Origin of the sequence: Shewanella pealeana ATCC 700345 (genome assembly GCF_000018285.1) — a bacterium.
Classification (GTDB): domain Bacteria; phylum Pseudomonadota; class Gammaproteobacteria; order Enterobacterales; family Shewanellaceae; genus Shewanella; species Shewanella pealeana.
Map to the genome: position 1 here is coordinate 2558011 of NC_009901.1, position 17814 is coordinate 2575824.

Annotated in this window: 13 protein-coding genes and 1 tRNA gene; 6 read left to right on the plus strand and 8 right to left on the minus strand. The window is 44.3% G+C overall.

Going from position 1 to position 17814, the window contains the following annotated elements; all coding sequences use genetic code 11:
• Window positions 1-8: 8 nt before the first annotated feature.
• A tRNA-Ser gene (locus SPEA_RS11100) sits at window positions 9-99 on the plus strand.
• Window positions 100-283: 184 nt separating this feature from the next.
• On the opposite strand, the gene SPEA_RS11105 is transcribed toward SPEA_RS11100, so the two are convergent.
• From SPEA_RS11105 to SPEA_RS11130, 6 genes are all read right to left on the minus strand, one after another.
• Window positions 284-1063, minus strand: coding sequence for an SDR family oxidoreductase (locus tag SPEA_RS11105; RefSeq protein ID WP_012155350.1), 780 nt, complete (start codon window positions 1061-1063; stop codon window positions 284-286).
• 150 nt (window positions 1064-1213) lie between these two features.
• Complete coding sequence (locus SPEA_RS11110) at window positions 1214-2569, minus strand: MFS transporter (protein WP_012155351.1); 1356 nt, start codon at window positions 2567-2569, stop codon at window positions 1214-1216.
• A 2-nt stretch (window positions 2570-2571) separates the two neighbouring features.
• Complete coding sequence (dmpG, locus tag SPEA_RS11115) at window positions 2572-3594, minus strand: 4-hydroxy-2-oxovalerate aldolase (RefSeq protein WP_012155352.1); 1023 nt, start codon at window positions 3592-3594, stop codon at window positions 2572-2574.
• Between the two features lie 9 nt (window positions 3595-3603).
• Complete coding sequence (locus SPEA_RS11120; RefSeq protein ID WP_012155353.1) at window positions 3604-4527, minus strand: acetaldehyde dehydrogenase (acetylating); 924 nt, start codon at window positions 4525-4527, stop codon at window positions 3604-3606.
• Window positions 4528-4573: 46 nt separating this feature from the next.
• Window positions 4574-5389, minus strand: a complete 816-nt coding sequence (locus tag SPEA_RS11125; protein WP_012155354.1) for a fumarylacetoacetate hydrolase family protein — start codon at window positions 5387-5389, stop codon at window positions 4574-4576.
• 10 nt (window positions 5390-5399) lie between these two features.
• A complete protein-coding gene (locus SPEA_RS11130; protein ID WP_012155355.1) occupies window positions 5400-6368 on the minus strand; it encodes a flavin reductase in 969 nt (322 codons plus the stop codon).
• Between the two features lie 290 nt (window positions 6369-6658).
• Here SPEA_RS11130 and SPEA_RS11135 point away from each other — a divergent pair, with 290 nt between their 5' ends.
• Entirely contained in the window at window positions 6659-8083 is a 1425-nt protein-coding gene (locus tag SPEA_RS11135; protein ID WP_012155356.1) for a coniferyl aldehyde dehydrogenase, read from the plus strand.
• A 77-nt stretch (window positions 8084-8160) separates the two neighbouring features.
• On the opposite strand, the gene SPEA_RS11140 is transcribed toward SPEA_RS11135, so the two are convergent.
• Both SPEA_RS11140 and SPEA_RS11145 read right to left on the minus strand, forming a co-directional pair.
• A complete protein-coding gene (locus SPEA_RS11140; protein ID WP_041410930.1) occupies window positions 8161-9255 on the minus strand; it encodes an aromatic ring-hydroxylating dioxygenase subunit alpha in 1095 nt (364 codons plus the stop codon).
• A 99-nt stretch (window positions 9256-9354) separates the two neighbouring features.
• Window positions 9355-10740 carry a spinster family MFS transporter gene (locus SPEA_RS11145; protein WP_012155358.1) on the minus strand — a complete coding sequence of 462 codons (1386 nt, stop codon included), beginning with the start codon at window positions 10738-10740 and terminating at the stop codon, window positions 9355-9357.
• Between the two features lie 176 nt (window positions 10741-10916).
• Here SPEA_RS11145 and SPEA_RS11150 point away from each other — a divergent pair, with 176 nt between their 5' ends.
• The 4 genes from SPEA_RS11150 to SPEA_RS11170 all read left to right on the plus strand — a co-directional run bounded on the left by SPEA_RS11150 (window position 10917) and on the right by SPEA_RS11170 (window position 17617).
• Window positions 10917-12026 (plus strand): MBL fold metallo-hydrolase, encoded by a 1110-nt coding sequence (locus SPEA_RS11150; RefSeq protein ID WP_012155359.1) that lies wholly within the window; start codon window positions 10917-10919, stop codon window positions 12024-12026.
• A gap of 39 nt (window positions 12027-12065) precedes the next feature.
• Window positions 12066-13763, plus strand: coding sequence for a class I adenylate-forming enzyme family protein (locus tag SPEA_RS11155; RefSeq protein WP_012155360.1), 1698 nt, complete (start codon window positions 12066-12068; stop codon window positions 13761-13763).
• Window positions 13764-14024: 261 nt separating this feature from the next.
• Entirely contained in the window at window positions 14025-15788 is a 1764-nt protein-coding gene (locus SPEA_RS11160; RefSeq protein WP_012155361.1) for an FAD-binding protein, read from the plus strand.
• Window positions 15789-15976: 188 nt separating this feature from the next.
• Window positions 15977-17617: a FadD3 family acyl-CoA ligase gene (locus tag SPEA_RS11170; protein ID WP_012155362.1), complete on the plus strand. Its 1641-nt coding sequence runs from the start codon at window positions 15977-15979 to the stop codon at window positions 17615-17617.
• Window positions 17618-17814 lie beyond the last annotated feature (197 nt).

Consider the following 17814-nt stretch of genomic DNA (forward strand, 5'->3'; position numbering starts at 1 on the left):
CAGCGTTCGGAGAGATGGCAGAGTGGTCGAATGCACCGGTCTTGAAAACCGGCATGGGTTTATAGCCCATCTAGGGTTCAAATCCCTATCTCTCCGCCACATTTAAAAAATCCCGTTATCGCAAGATAACGGGATTTTTGCTATCTGGAGTTTAGCGATTAAACCCCAGGCTTCCTATTAGTTAAAGTCAGCTATCTCTCCGCCACATTCAAGATGAAGCCCCTAGCAGAAATACTAGGGGCTTTTAGTTGGCTGATTATTTTAATATGCTTTAATTTACGGCCTAAAAGGTGTTTGCGCGCATCATTGCATCCATGCCACCATCGACAAAAATTACACTGCCATGGATAAAACTGGCTTGTTTTGATTGTAAGAAGCTTACCACTGAGGCGATTTCTGCTGCTTCACTATTGCGGCCAATCGGTGCGACAAAGTTTCTTACAGCCTCGCCATATCGAGCATCATCTTTAGATGCTTGATGCAAAGGCGTTTCTACTGCGCCAGGTGCGATGATGTTGACTCTGATCCCTTTAGGCCCCCAGTTTACAGCAGTTTGACGACACCAACTGGTCACCGCATACTTTGACGCTGCATATGCGATATGAGCTTGCTGATCTTCATTTGCTAATTGTGTCGCTAGCGCTTCGTCATTATCTAGCATGGCTAACGCCATAGGATGCGGCGTGGCAACTTGCTGATTTGCCGCGACAGAGCCGATAACGACAACAGAAGGTTGCGTACCTTGAGCTAATGCGTCATAGAGACCAGTAACTAAAGATGTGACACCAAAGTAATTAACCTCAACGATGAGTCCACAATTAGGCGCAGTGACACCAAGGCCTGCACAACATACTAACCCATCTAGTGTACCTTTAGACTGTTCATAAACATGGTTTATGGCGTTTTGACGACCTTCAGCTGTCGCTAAATCAGCAGCAATACGGGTAAATTTGTCATCAGCTATTCTATCTATACCAATAATCGTGTGACCCGCTTTTTCAAGTTGAGCACAAACAGCCGCGCCAATGCCTGAGGATGATCCCGTTACTGCAGTAATAGGCATATTGTTTCTCCTTTAATCGTAAGCAATACTCTGCGCTTAACAAAGTAAATATAAAAGCGATAATAGATGTAGATAAAACCAGTATGCCCAGAGAGTCTGTTTGCCTCCTCGTTTAAAGAGACTAGATCTGGCACTCAAGGTTTTAGTGTTTTATAACAGGCTCGATGAGTTCACACCGGCATTATCTGGCTCGTTAGTCACAAATATGCGATTAAGCCTGATTAACAGTATTACGGCTATGATTGTCGAAAAGCTACTGAAGATGAGGGCATACCTCAAAGATTCAAGGCCCATACTAGGCGAAAGAATGTCACTAAGACCGCCGACTAAAACAGGGCCTATTCCCATTCCGAGTAACGAAACTAAGATTGATTGACATGCGATGGCAACGGCTCGTTGATGAGTTGGGACTAAATGAGTGAGTAAGCTAAAGCAGGGTCCTACCCACCAAACAGAAAAAAAGCTCGTTAGCGCGCAAGCAAACATCGCGACTGGCACGTTATAGCCAAAAAGTAGTATGGTCTGCTCACTTGGCCACAGCAGATAAAAGTACAGAGAGCTGATCCCAAGAATATGGCCTATTATTGGTAGCTGTAATGGCGAGGTTTGTTCACTACGTTTATCTGCTAAATAGCCGCCTAAAAGAATCCCGATTGCAGCTGCGCCACCGCCAATAATTCCGGCGAGTACGCCAGCACTGTATAGATCTAATTGGTGGCTTCGCATTAAAAAAGTAATATTCCACATACCAAAAGCATTTGCCGACATCGTTGCCATTGAACTTGAAAAAACGAGTAATTTAAATCGCTTGTGGGCCCATAGGGAGCGTAGTGTATCAGCTAACGTGTCGTTGCTAGTGTTCAGTTCTGTTTGTACTGCGGTTAAGTTAGCTTGTGCTTTGTTATTAAATTGACCTCTTATTGGCTCTTTTACAAAAATGAAAAATATCGCCGAAAGGATCAGAGCGGGGATAGAGAGTAAAAGAAAAGTGTGGCGCCACCCCAATAGACCAATGAGATATGCGCCAAGACCTAATGCTACAATAGAGGCCAGAGTCGCTGCTGAGCTGTAACAACTAATGGCAAATGCACGCTTATTTAACGGATATAAATCGGCAATAAGAGACATTGAAGAGGAGCCGATAGGGACCTCTGCTACTGCTACAAGCATCCGCGCGGCGACCAACATATAAAAGCCAACAGCAAAACCACATAGCGCGGTTGCAAATGCCCAAGCTAAGGCGCAAAAAGCCAATATTCTTGTTCGTGATTTTTTATCTGCTAACTGCCCGGCAGGTAAGCCTAAAACCGCAAACACAACAGCAAACGCCAGCCCCGACATTAAGCCCATCTGGGTGTCGCTGGCTCCGAACTCTAATTTTATGGGCTCAATCATCACTGCAATAATTTGCCTACCGATGAAAGTTTCACCATAAAATAAGGTCAACAACAGTAGCAGACCGTGTCGGCGCCACTGTTGTCCGTTATTGTTAGCGCAGCTGACCATAGTTATGCGCGTTCTCTGGCCATATTCATTGCCGTGTCGTCAATCATATCTTCTTGGCCGCCAACAGTGCCACGCCTACCCAGTTCGAGCAGTATATCTCTCGCTGGAATGCCATGTTTTTTCTCGGCTCTCTGAGCAAATAATAAGAATGATGAGTAAACGCCTGCATAGCCTAACGTCAGTGCATCTCTGTCGATTCTTATAGGCTGATCCATCATCGGGGTAACCAGATCTTCAGCTACGTCCATAATGTCATACAAATTAATCCCGTGGCTTACTTGCATACGCTCAAGAACGGCAACGAATACCTCTAGGGGGGTGTTGCCTGCTCCAGCTCCTAAACCTGCGACTGAGCCATCTATTCGCTCAGCACCAGCTTGGATTGCAGCTAGGGAGTTCGCGATACTCATTCCCATATTATGGTGGCCATGAAAACCAATTTGGGTATCGCTTTTTAGCTCTCCGCGTAAGCGCTCAATATGCGAAGTTACGTCTCCTGGCAGCATATAACCTGCAGAGTCGGTGCAGTAAATACAGTTCGCACCGTAGGACTCCATCAGTTTGGCTTGCTCAAGTAATTTATCAGGGCTAACCATATGAGCCATCATAAGAAACCCTACTGTATCTAGGCCTAATTCACGTGATAACGAAATATGCTGCCCAGATACATCCGCCTCAGTACAATGGGTTGCAACACGGATAGTATTAACCCCGAGGTCATGGGCCATGCGCAAATGATCACCCGTACCTATCCCAGGTAACAACAAAGCAGATACTTTTGCCTGCTTCATTTTAGGGATCACCGCGCTTAAGTATTCTTCATCGGTGTGCGCAGGAAATCCGTAATTGAGTGAGGCACCGCCAAGGCCATCACCGTGGGTCACTTCGATTAAAGGTACGCCTGCAGCATCGAGTCCTGTCGCAACATCAACCATCTCTTTCAAACTAATTTGGTGTTGGCGAGCATGCATGCCGTCTCTTAATGACATATCGTGTAAGATAACTTTTTTTCCAGTTAAGTTCATCGTGATCTCCTAGGCTAGCGCCGCTTCTTTGGTAACGTTAAGATGGGTTTTAACATTGAGCATTTTGGACGCTAGCATTTCTGCTGTTCTGGCTGCTGCAGCGGTCATTATGTCTAGGTTACCGGCATACTTTGGTAAGTAATCGCCCAGCCCTTCGACTTCTAAAAAGATAGTGACCTTACGACCATCAAACACCGGACCGTTTTTAAGGGTGTAACCGGGTACATATTGTTGAACTTGTTCAATCATCTTATGAACAGATGCAGTAATCGCCTGTTCATCGGGTTGATCTTTTGTTAGACAATGAATGGTATCGCGCATCAGTAACGGTGGCTCAGCAGGGTTAATGACAATAATAGCTTTGCCTTTTTCTGCACCGCCAATTTGTTCAACTGCACCAGCTGTGGTACGGGTAAATTCATCAATGTTTTGCCTCGTTCCCGGACCCACGGAGCGCGAAGATACCGTGGCAACAATTTCACCGTACTCTACAGCCTGTACTTGTGACACCGCTGCAACCATAGGAATAGTTGCTTGTCCACCACAGGTGACCATATTAATGTTGTTAATATTTTCATCAAGTTGCTCAAGGTTGACTGGCGGTACGCAAAAGGGACCAATTGCAGCTGGGGTTAAATCAATCATCACCACCCCTAATTCATTTAGTTTTCTTGAATTTTCTGCATGCACATAAGCTGATGTCGCATCGAAAGCAATTTTTATCTCATCGGCTTCAACAAAGGGAAGTAAACCATCTATACCATCAGCGGTTACTTTTAGCCCAGCAGCTTTAGCTTTAGCTAAACCGTCAGAGTCTGGGTCTATTCCTACCATCCACACCGGCTCAAGCACATCACTTCGCAGTAATTTGTACAGTAGGTCGGTGCCAATATTGCCAGAGCCAATCAGCGCACATTTTATTTTACTTGTCATGTCGGTTTTCCTTTGTATTATTTCCGTGCTGAGAGTTGAGATTGCATTAATCACAAAAACTGATGCTGCAGCTTCCCAAACCTTCGATTTCCATGGTGAATAAATCTCCAGACTTGGCCACAATTAAAGGAGCCAGTGCGCCAGATAGAATAAGCTCACCTTTTTTAAACGGAATACCATATTCGCCTAGTGTATTTGCTAACCATGCAACTGCTTGGGCGGGGTGGCCTTGAACGGCACTGCCTAGACCTGAACCGGCAAATTGGCCATTTTTTTGGATTTGCATTTGTGCAAGGGCGAGATCAATCTCTCTTGGTGGGGTATGCGTTTCACCAATGACAAATACGCCACAAGATGCATTATCTGCCACGGTATCGACGATATTTATACGCCAATCTTCGATTCTTGAATCGACGATTTCAAAGCAAGGAGCCACCCAAAGCGTAGCGTCAAGGACGTCCTCGGCTGTAACGCCTGGTCCCTGTAAATCATTCTTTAAGCAAAAGGCAATTTCACCCTCGGCTTTAGGCTGAATGAGTTTGTGTTTTGATAAGCTGATGCAATCGCCGTTGTTAAAATGCATGCTGTTGGTTAAGAAGCCAAAATCAGGCTGATGCACATTGAGCATTTGCTGCACGGCCAAACTGGTTACGCCAATTTTTTTGCCAATAAGTCGTTCGCCGTCATCTTCACGCTGTTGCAAGCATAATCGAGATATTTTGTATGCGTCATCGATGGTTAGACTCGCTGTCCGCTCACTCAAGGGAGCAATCGTTGTCCCTTTGCTAAGTGCTAACAGTAACTCTTTGGCATGCATTGCAATAACAGAGCTATTGGGTGTTTCAGCTACTTTATCGATCATTACCTGACTCCTAAGACACTTTTGACCACAGATCGGGTAGACCGGGATCTGTGCGTTTAATGATCTGCTTTAGCAGCAGTTTAAGTGCGTTTATCTCACCTTGACTAAGGCCATCAACAAGCTCATCTTCTATCGCTTTTGCTTGAGCTATTTGCTGTAGTGAAACTTGACGTCCCTGATCTGTCAAAAAGTAACATTGGTCAGTTTTTTTAAGTAAATTGCTATTAATCATATGTTGCAATTGAGCATCGCTGACACAACGGCCAGTGTATTCAATGTGAGTGTTAAGTTGTTCTATGTTGATCCCATCATTTATCGACAGCACTGAGAGTGCAAAAAAGTGAATATCTTGGAGCAGATGCTCTGTTAGTACTGAACGCATTTTACTGAGCATTTGAAAGTGAGACCGGCCTAGTAAGTAGCCCAGAAGATCTTCGTTGTAGCTACAAGCTAATGTGTCTTCTGCTTGGCTGAGATTGACCTCTTCCCATGGCTGAGGAACAGTGAGCGCGTATTGTCCGCTATGGAAAGCGAGAGGGGCTTGGTCATTGCGATCAAAATCCAATACTTCACCAATAAATATGATGTGGTCACCACCATCGTGGATAAACGCATTACGACATTGAAAACGAGCAGCGCACCCCTGCAGTAAAGGTGCTGAACTGACTCCCTTGTCTTGCAACAATCCTGAGAACTTATCTTCGCCTCGCGAGGCAAATCGCCCTGATAGTTCTTGCTGGGAGCTAGATAAAACATGAACGTTCCAATGTTCTGCGGCATTAAAGACCGGCACACTCATCGCCGATTTTGCAAGACTCCAAAGAACTAACGGCGGGTCAAGTGACACGGAGTTAAAACTGTTCGCTGTTAAGCCTACTTCGGTGCCATCTGCTGCTTTTGTGGTGATAATGGTAACCCCAGTAGTGAAGGTCCCTAGTGCATTTCTAAATGCCTTTGTATCAAAGTTTGGATTTGACATTACTTGTCCCTCTGTCGTGCACCATATGCGGAGCAAGCCCTAAGTGGCGTGCAATCATAGATATCAGTATCGTGTTGACAGGTAGGGCGATCATCGTCTTAATGGACTAAAAGCTTGCCGCAGTTTACCTAGAAGGTCACAGTAATTTGCAGTTAACCAATAACGCACTGCTTTACTTATATCAGAATATCGAACCGTTACCGGCATCGTCCGTACAGACCATGAATTAGGCGGGCTAGACAGCTAAAAAGGTGCAAACAACCGTATTAATAAAAGAGGGAACTCCCATAATGACAACACCCATAAATAGCCTCACTCAATTATTAACGCAGCAAAAGCAAGCGCATCTCGCTAGCCCAAACCCATCGGCAAGTGAACGTAAAAAAAGAATTCAACAAGTTATCGATGTATTAGTGGCTAATCACAGCGCTTTGGTAACCGCAATGGAAGCAGATTTTGGCGGACGTAGCCAAGGTTTCTCGCTAATGAATGACGTATTGGGTTCATTAGGTTCACTCAAGCATACTAGGGACAATTTAGACGATTGGATGGCTGCAGAAACTCGCCAGCCTTTTACGCCTTACGATCAGTTAGGCGCCAAGGCTGAAGTGAGCTTTCAAGCAAAAGGTTGTGTTGGAATTATAGGCACCTGGAATGCACCTTTATATACCTTATTAAGCCCACTCGCGTGTGCTCTAGGCGCGGGAAACAGAGCTATCTTGAAACCATCAGAGTTAACTCCCCGCACAGCTCAAACTATTGCTGAGTTGTTTGAAAAATTTATTAGCCCTGAAGTCGTGACTGTAGTGACAGGGGCTGCGCAAATCGGCGCTGCATTCGCGGCACTACCTTTTGATCATCTAGTATTTACCGGCAGTAGTGCAATTGGTCGAAAAGTGATGGCCGCTGCGGCAGAGAATTTGACTCCCGTAACGCTCGAGTTAGGCGGGAAGTCACCGGCGATCATTAGTGCTAGTGCTAACCTTGATCAGGCTTGCTACCGTTTAGCAATTGCAAAGGGCACTAACGGTGGGCAAATCTGTGTCAGCCCAGACATTATTTATCTACATCAAGAAAATCTCGAACAAGGAATATCTACGTTAAAGCAAGTATTCTCGAGCTTATATCCTTCAATAAGCGGTAATCAAGATCTCGTGCCTATAGTCAATCAAGCTCACTTTGAGCGAGTAGAAAGCTATATTAATGATGCAAAAGATAAAGGCGTAAGAGTTGAGTCGAGTCATCAAACCTCAGCCGACGCTATGACTCGTCGAGCGCCACTACGAATCGTTGTTAACCCTCACAATAGCTGTGACATTATGCAGCATGAGATTTTTGGTCTAGCAGTGGTGATTAAAACCTATTCAGAGATAGATGAAGTCATAAGTGATATCAATAGTCGTGATAATCCTTTAGCGCTGTATTATTTTGGTGAAAACTCAACAGAGCAGGCAAAGGTGCTTGGTTTGACTCGTTCTGGTGGGGTAACAATCAATGATGCTTTGATGCACGCCGCTATGCATGACGCGCCTTTTGGTGGTACAGGTGCTTCAGGAATGGGCCATTATCATGGTAAAGAAGGATTTTTACAGTTTAGCCATATGAAGACAGTTCTGACTATGCCTGATTATGACCCTCGCGCAGAGTGGGGCATGTTACCGCCATACCATGAAGGTTTTAAGGCGGTAATGGAGTCGCAAGTTACAGCAGATTAACGAAATGGATTAATTGTTAGCAATAATGAAAAATGGCAGCCACAGGCTGCCATTTTTATGTTTTTATTAATAACAATCTAAGGGATTGTATAAGGTTCAGTGCCCTTAGGTACGTAAACGCCCTCGCATTTATCTAAAAATTCAGCTCGTCGTGCTTTAGGGTTATAAAATTGCTTATACCAAATACGCACTTTCATAAACGGTCCATCACTGGGGATAAAGAGTCCATTTAGACAAGGGGCTTTATTAGTCCAAACCTCAAAATCTTGTTCAAAGGCGAGGCGACTCGCTTGCTGAAATTGGCGTGCAGCGATGGTGTCTTCAACAGTAACAACACCGTTGCCATTTGGTGACTTAACGAGTAACGCATGCCAGACTCGGACAGAACCATCTTCTACTGGCGTATTTGTTATCATCAAAATAGCGTCATAAAACCCCGTCATATGGGATATGAGTACTCCAGGGCCGTGATAACTAGTATCAGTATGCAATATTGGGCTACCGCCATCTTCACTAACTAGAGTTCGATGAGGTCCACATTGTCTTTGAATAGCTTGATGGCCTTTAAATTCATTTTCATAGCGTTGTACTGTCGAACCGTGGATCGGGCTCAAGTGGCCATAATCACAAATGTTGTCGATCACTTCTTGCGGATGTTGTTCAAGGATCCCTAAGTCATCGAACTGCCATTTAACCCAAGAATCGTCATCCCATTGGGGAAGCGATGGATGATCCCACTCTGGATCGCCATTTTCGGGATCATGCCAAACCCAAATTGCACCTAGGCTTTCTGTTACCGGCCAGGATTTTACACAAGCAGTTTTAGGAATTGGACCGTCATGGTAAGGAATATCATCACATTGCCCATCTGGACCAAAACGCCATGCATGATAAGGACAACGAATTCCGTCACCATCGATATTAGTTCCACCACCGTCGATGATGACATAAGAAGTATTATTTTCAGCGGCCAGATGCGTCTTCATATGAGGGCAGTACGCATCGAGTAATACAACTCTACCAGTGGCTTGGCCACGGTATAGTGCAAAGTCGCGTCCAAAAAACCTAACGGCTAAAGGCTTGTGAGTATTAATATCCTCGGCGGTGGCGATCATAAACCAGCCTCTAGGGAAGTCGAAATCACCTAAACGGTAATCTTGTGCTGTTGCCATGCGTAACTCCTTGCTAATTATGTTTTTTATATTATTCATTCCGGCACTATTACCTAACCGTGCCGGTATAATTATCGTTTTAATTATCGTTTTAATTATCTATGTACTTGGAAGTGGATCGTTAACGGTAGTCGGTGGCACGGAGTTATCTATTGATTCAACCTCATCGTTATTCAACTGTTTCATTCGAGTTTGATAAGGAGATAGTCCTTTATAGTAAAACCATGCAGAAACGAGCAGCAGCATCATAGTGGCCACGAGCGCATATTTGAGGCCTTCACCTGCGAATATTTCTCCAAACACGTCACTTAATGTACCTGTTAGCAACGGGCCAAGGCCTGCTCCGAAAAGTGTTAAGAATAGGTTTAGTGACGCAGCGCCAGTTGCACGTTGGCTGCTGGTCATTAAATGACTGATAGCTGCATAAGATAAACTCGGCCACCAGCAATTAAAAAAACTAAACAGGGCTGCAAAAACAATAGCGTGGGGGATTTTGATCTCTCCCACCATCCAAAAGGCGTCAGCTGGCCATAACATAAAGGCCACTCCCATAGGCAGGCTGATCAAAATACCTATGATGGGCAGGCCAATTTGCCAACGAGAGTCGCGCTTTGACAACTTGTCACAAAAAACGCCACTGAATATAGTACCGATAGCAGCAAAAATACCGCCGGCTAATCCAAAGCTAATACCAGCATGAGCTAAAGACATATCGTAGTTACGTACCATGAACGTCGGTACCCATATACCGTAACCATAACCAGCCATGCCTGCGAGTGCGCAGCCCATAGCGATCCAAATAAATCCTTTTACTTTCATTATTCCTTTTAACTGTTTGAAAAAGGACTCTTGCTTATTTTTTTCATTATTGAGCGTGGTATTTTTGTCGTAAACACCATGCCCAGGATCTTTGGTAAAGCAAAATAGCAGTAGCGCAAGCAAAATACCGGGGGCACCAAAGAATAAGAACACAGAACGCCACCCATATTCCTGCGCAATCCACCCGCCAGCAACCATTGCTGCTAGTAACCCAAGATGAGGGCCAATCATTAATACGCTAATGGCCAATGAACGACGGTGAGGCGGGTAAAGATCTGACACCATAGATATTGACGGCGCTATACCGCCAGCCTCACCCACTGCAACCGTCATTCTGGCTATCATCAATTGCCAGAAGTGCTGCGCCATACCACAGGCCATTGTTGCAATGCTCCATAGCCCGCAGCATACCGCAATAATGTTACGTCTATTTCCGCCTCTGTCAGCTAAACGGCTTAGAGGTAAGCTTAACCCTGCATATAGAATGGCAAATGCAAGACCACTTAAGAAACCCATTAACGTATCTGATGCACCAAACTCTTGTTTTATTGGCTCCAGAACGATGGCAATGACATTCCTATCAATAAATGAAAAGACGTAAACCAGTGCTAACAACACAAGCGTGCTATGTGTACGCCATGTCACTGAGGGTAAAATAGGCTGCATAATGAGCTCCATAATTAAGATCGCAGTTTCTCAAAGGTAACCTAGCGAAAAATCCAGACATCGTCCTTTTGGACGTGTTGCTATCTCGTGGAATAGATTCTTATATTTGTGTTCTTAGTACTCAGGTTTTATGGTCAGAAGAAAAATACAACTTTGAACTAAAGCGGGAGGGATGAATGGACGAATCGAACAAGCAATTGCCTAATGATTATCAAACGCAAAAATTAAAAGATCGCCAAGCGTTAAATTACCCATTCGAACCACCATTGTGTGATGCAAATGTTGTCTATGTGGCAAAAGGCGTGCTTTGGGCGCGACTCTCTATGCCGATGGGCCTAGATCATATCAATGTTTATATTTTGGAAGATTTCGATGGCTGGTATCTAATTGATACCGGTTTAAATACTGAAGGTAATAAAGCTCTGTGGCTTTCGCTTGCAGCAAATTACCTGAGCGCAAAACCGGTTAAAGGCGTTATCTGTACCCATTTTCATTATGACCACTCTGGCCTAACTAGCTGGTTAACCGAATATTTTAATGTGCCTTTGTATATGACTCACGGTGAGTACTATATGTTGAGAGGGGTAGCTGCAACTCATAATGCTACCGGGAGTAAACAGGATAAGCTGTTTTATACTCACGCAGGCTTGTCTGCTGAGTATGCCGCAAAGATTTTTGAAGCTTGTAAGAAAGATCCTTATATCACGCATTACCCGCCACGTTTTTCCCGCCTAAGAGAGGGGGATACTTTCAGAATAGGACATCGAGAGTGGCAGATTTGGATTGGGGAAGGTCATAGCCCAGAGCATGCTTGTTTATATAGTGAAGCCATAGACGAAGAACCTGCACTTTTAATTGCAGGTGACCAAGTTCTTCCCGAAATTAGTTCAAATATTTTGGTTAGTAGCATTGAACCTGAAGCGAACCCGTTAGCTAACTGGTTTAGATCGTTAAAGCGACTCAAAGCATTAGATAGTGAAACTATGGTACTGCCAGCACATGGTCCCGTTTTTGTAAACTTGCATACTAGAGCTGAACAACTGGAACAGCATCACATAAACCAACTGGATACACTGCGTCAGTTAAGCATGAGTCAGGCAAGCTTTAGTGCCTTGGAAGCTGTAGAGGCGTTATTTAAACGCCCTTTACAACCAATAGAGAAGCTGATGGCTCTTGGCGAAACACTGGCCCATTTAAATTGGTTAATAAACGTAGAAGAGTTAACAAAGACCCTTTGTAATAAAAGTAATAAATATTTATATAACAATAAGCTAAGAATAGCTTAGGGATTATAGTTAACAAGAAATAGATAACAGGAGAAAGTGATGGATATCATTGATCAAGCACAAAAAGTTAAAGCGCAACTGACAGCAGCAGGGGCGCCATTTGAATTGACGCAACTTGATCAATCAGGGGGCGTTGTGTACCGTAACGCGCCTAACAATCTCGCCGAAGTCATAGAGTCATCACGTCGTGATGATGAAAGTACTTTCCTAGTTTATCAAGATGATGTTTTCAGTTTCAGTCGATTCTACACTGAAGTCGACGCGCTTGCCGCGTGGTTCCATAAGCAGGGAATCGTACAAGGCTCTCGCGTCGCGATAGCATTACGCAATCGCCCCGAATGGGCGGTAACATTTGCAGCTATTGCAAAGTTGGGCGCCGTTCCGGTTCCGCTCAACAGTTTTGGACAGCCGAAAGAACTGTGGTCGGCGATAGACGAGGTGATGCCCAAGATTTTAGTGTGCGATAAAGCGCGCTGGAATAAACTGGATACCCATGTAGACAGTAATACTTTTGATGTGTTAGTTGTAGATGACAACGATAAGGCGACGCCGGATGTATCACATTACCAAGAGGTGGTCGCTAGCTACAAGCATTCAGAAACCGTTTTTCCTCATCTAAGTATCTTACCAGAAGATACCGCCCTGATTTTGTTTACCTCAGGCGCTTCAAGCAATGCAAAAGCGGTCGTCTCCTCTCAACGAGCTGTTTGTCAGGCGCTTTTCAATATCGATTTTATCTCTGCCATATCGGCAATGACATCACCAAAAGTAGTTGAAAGGATAATGGCTAAAGGCAATCCTCCAATGTTACTTACTGCCGTCCCGTTATTTCATGTCAGTGGCCTGCACGCTCAGTTATTAACCGCGCTACGAAGTGGTAGAGGAATGGTGATAATGCATCGCTGGGATCCTAAAGAAGCGGTGAAAATGCTCAAGCAGCATAATATCACTCAGTTTAATGGTGCGCCTTCTATGGTGATGCAGCTATTTCGTGAGCCAGGATTTCTGTCACCGACAGTATTAGGCAATATGGCAGGCCTAGGCTTTGGTGGCTCAGGCTTACCAGAAGTGCTAGTCGATCTAGTATTAAAAGAAATGCCTAATCATATGGTTGGTAGTGGTTTCGGCATGACAGAATCTAACGGTGTGGGCGCGTCTTCGTCTGGCGAAATGTTCAGAGTCAGCCCTAAAAGTTCGGGAATGTTATCCCCTTTAGTCAAGGTAAAAGTCTGTGATCCGATAGGGGATGAACTGCCAAAGGGAGAAGTTGGAGAGATTTGCCTCAAGTCCGTCACGATTATGCGTGAATACCTGAATAATAACCAAGGTACTCAACAAGCTATTCAGAATGGTTGGCTGCACACCGGTGATATTGGCTATTTAGATCGCCATGGTTTCTTGTTCGTAGTGGATAGGCTTAAAAATGTAATCATCAGAAATGGTGAGAATATTGCATCGGTCGAAGTCGAATCCAGCTTAATGTTACACCATGCTATTAAAGAGGCTGCAGTATTTGGTATTGCCGATGACATGGTTGGTGAAAGCGTTATGGCCGTCGTGTCGCTAAAAAGAGGACAACAGGTTGAGGAAGATGAGCTGAAGCTGCATGTTGCCGCTCAACTTGCAGGCTATAAAGTACCAAGTACCATTCATATTGTCGAAGATGACTTACCACGGAATCCAGCGGGTAAGTTGCTGCATAGCCAATTGAAACAAACTTATGGATTACGTAAATAAGGTTATGTTATTGCCAACGCCACAACCCCGTTTGGCGTTGGCATCCTAGATTAGGTCTTTGTTTATTATCTATAATTAGTAATGCTGTAAAGCCAGTTTGTGCTAGTCCAGATTGACGATGATTCAAAATTTGTAACCCTACATCATGAGTTCATTAGCTACCAAATTTAGTGGATTGTGTATTCCACTAGTTAACACGCTTCTTGCTGATACCGAGCAGGGAGTACTGGTAATCATTAGTTCACAATAGTGAGATAGCAAATGACATTCAGTGCCTTAGATAAACCTACAAATGACAACCAAACCACTTTCGACATCATTATCGTTGGCTCTGGAGCTGGGGCAATGGCTTCATCTATTGTTGCCTCTGATCATGGCTTATCAGTATTAGTGGTTGAAAAGTCGGGTAAGTTTGGCGGAACTTCAGCACTTTCTGGTGGTGGAATTTGGATCCCCAATAATGATCACTTCAAGGCAAAAGGTGGCCAGGACAGTTATCAACAAGCATTTGATTACCTAAAAGCGTCTACCGAGAACAGAGTGTCAGACTCTAGATTACATGCCTACTTAACTCATGCTCCAGAAATGATCCGATATTTAGAGCGCAAAAGCCGCGTACGCTACGCCGTTGCCGAAAAATACCCAGATTATTATCCTCATCTTGAAGGATCGTTGGCTGGTGGGCGTACTCTTGATCCTGAAATATTTGATACCACATGCATGGGCGATGAGGTTGAAAACCAGTTAAAGGCTTCAGCGTCTACGCTATTGATGGGAAAAATTGCGTGGACTGCCCGCGATGCTCATAAAGCGATGGCCCGTGAGCGCGGCTGGCGATTATTACTGTTAAAGCTGATCATGAAATATAAGCTTGATTTTGGTCAACGCCGTAAAACTCGGCGCGATAGACGGGCAGCGTTAGGCAGCTCATTAGTTGCTTCACTTAGGCAGTCAATGACAGATCGGAATATTCCGCTTTGGCTTGATACAGACTTTACCGATATCGTGTTTAGTCAAGATAGAGTTTGTGGAATTGAAGTCGTCCGTGATGGTGAAAAACAAACACTTAACGCAAAGCTAGCGGTGATTTTTGCAAGTGGGGGGTTTGAGCAAAATCAGAAGCTTAGGGATAAGTATCTGCCGAGCCCATCAAATGTTAAGTGGAGCGCAACGCCTCCAGGTAATAACACTGGCGCGGCTTTAGAAGCAGGGATCCGTGCTGGTGCAAACACAGATATCATGGATTGGTGTTGGTGGTCACCTACAGTGAAGGTGCCTAAAGAAGATAAAGCAAGAGGCCTTTTTGCTGAACGTGCTTTTCCCGGTGCAATTGTCGTTGATGGCTTGGGCAAGCGCTTTGTTAATGAGGCCGCTCCTTACCTAGAGTTTGGTGATGCAATGTATCGAAATAATGCGGCAACAGACGGTAAGTCTCTACCTGCATGGGTGATATTCGATGCAAACTTTAGGTTTAACTACGCCATGGGGCCTTTTATGCCGGCACAAATTCAGCCCGATAGTCGATTACCTAAAGGCTGGTTAAATACCCTTTATTGGAAGGCTGATAGTCTCGATGAATTGGCCAAACAGATTAAAATAGATGCCGATGGACTTTCACATACTGTAGAGCGGATCAATCGGTTTGCAACAACTGGGGTTGATGAAGATTTTGGCCGAGGGAGTAATGTTTTCGACCGCTATTATGGTGACACCAATGTTAAACCTAACCCTTGTTTAGCACCAATAGTTAAGGGGCCTTTTTATGCTATGCGAATTGAAGCGGGGGATATTGGAACTAAAGGGGGTTTGCTAACCAATGAGCATGCTCAGGTAATGAATACAGACAACATGCCGATTGCTGGACTCTACGCTATCGGTAACTGTTCAGCTTCTGTAATGGGTCAAAGTTATCCAGGTGCTGGAGCAACGTTAGGCCCTGCTATGACCTTTGGCTATATCGCCGCAAATCATATAGCAAAGGACATTACAAAGGACCTGACTAATGGCAAACAAACTACTCTCTAGCATTGAACAGGCTTTTACTCTGCTGTTATTTTGCCACTCTGACGAAGCATATTGTATATACAGTTGTGATTCGTTAATTGAAGGTATGCGTGCTTGGCCTATAGTGAGAGTAAAAGAGCATCATTTACTAGATAAGCAAGTAGCAGACGCTACAAACTTAAATGAGTGTAATCAAGATAGGTAATACGATGATCTTTGAAAGTAACGCGAACCCAGTTAACTCGACTAGTAATAATTTGAATTTAAACGCCGCAGTGTTAACCATTCCTCAACTAGTTTTGCGTGCTGCTGAATTGTATAACAGCGATGTTGCGATAGAAGATGATAGTGAGAAGATCAGCTACGCAGAACTCGCAACGCGGGCTTTAGCTGTGAGTAAAAGTCTTATTGCTGCTGGAGTAACACCAGGTGACCGGGTAGCTATTTGGCTACCAAACTGTGCCAATTGGGTTATTGCGTCTTTAGGCTTACAAATGGCTGGGGCAATACTGGTTCCGTTAAATACACGCATGAAACCCACAGAAGCTGCCGATATATTAGCACGTAGTGGCACTAAGTTATTGTTTGTAATGGGAGATTTTTTAGGCGTCGATTATCCAGCTGCATTGGCTAAATTGCTGCCTGTTAATGTAGAAGCACAAGTGATTGTTAGCGCACGCGCAGCTACAAGCAGTAATCCACTGCGCTTGACCCAAACATGGCAACAGTTTTTAGCAATGGGTAATAATCAGACAAGCGAAATCGCGCTTGAGCGCGCAAATGCTGTCAAGCCTGATGACATTGCAGATCTAATGTTTACCTCTGGAACGACAGGAAAACCCAAAGGTGTTATGAGCAGCCATCGCAGTTGCTTACTTGCATTTACTCAGTTTGTAGAAATCTTAGGAATAGAAAAGGGCGATCGTTATTTGGTGGTTAATCCTTTCTTTCATGCTTTTGGCTACAAAGCCGGTTGGTTAACCTGCTTAATTGCGGGGGCAACTATTTTACCTCACAAAGTGTTTGATGCTGATGAAGTGATAGAACGGATCCAAAAGGATAAGATATCTGTGTTGCCTGGGCCGCCGACATTGTATTTATCGATGCTATCTCACCCTAAGCTTGAATATACTGATCTTTCAAGCTTACGAGTTGCAGTAACGGGAGCAGCAACCATTCCCCCAGTCCTCATTGAGCGTATGCGCAGCGAACTCGGGTTTAAAATTGTTACAACGGCATACGGTTTAACTGAGTGTGGTGGTTTAGCGACAATCTGTAACCCTGATGAAGATGTCAATACAATCTCAACAACCAGTGGCAGTGCTATTAAAGGCACTCAAATAAGTATCCAATCGAACAGTGGTCAGCCATTAGGGATAGGTGTACAAGGCGAGATCTGTATCAAAGGATTTCATGTTATGCAGGGGTATTTTCAAAATGCTACGGCTACGGCAGAGGCGATAGATAACGATAACTGGCTGCATACGGGTGATATTGGAATGCTCGATGAGTGCGGTAACCTTACAATTACCGGACGCTTGAAAGACATGTTTATTGTAGGCGGATTTAATTGTTACCCCGCAGAAATAGAAGCGGTGCTGGCTGAGCATGATGCAATCAGTCTTAGCGCTGTAATTGGAGTACCATGCGAGCGAATGGGCGAGGTTGGCTGTGCTTATATTGTTTGCAAGCTAGGCCATACCATTAATGAACAGGAACTAATAAGCTGGTCACGAGAACGGATGGCTAATTACAAAGTGCCTCGTCATGTACGCTTCGTTAACTCTTTGCCTGTTAATGCCTCTAATAAAGTCATAAAAACCGCATTAGCGGCTGATTTTTCTGCTTAACCCTCCAATATTATCGATTAAAAAGTTGATTATAGGGCTGCCATGCATATATTTATGGCAGCATTTTTTTATCTGGTTCTAACCTAAACTAGCATGCCAAACTGAAATAGTAGCTATCGTACTAAAGATGTGACCCGTACCAATCCTCTTAGGCTTTTAATTAAAGGGCTTTCTATCAATATTAGTCCTATCAACAA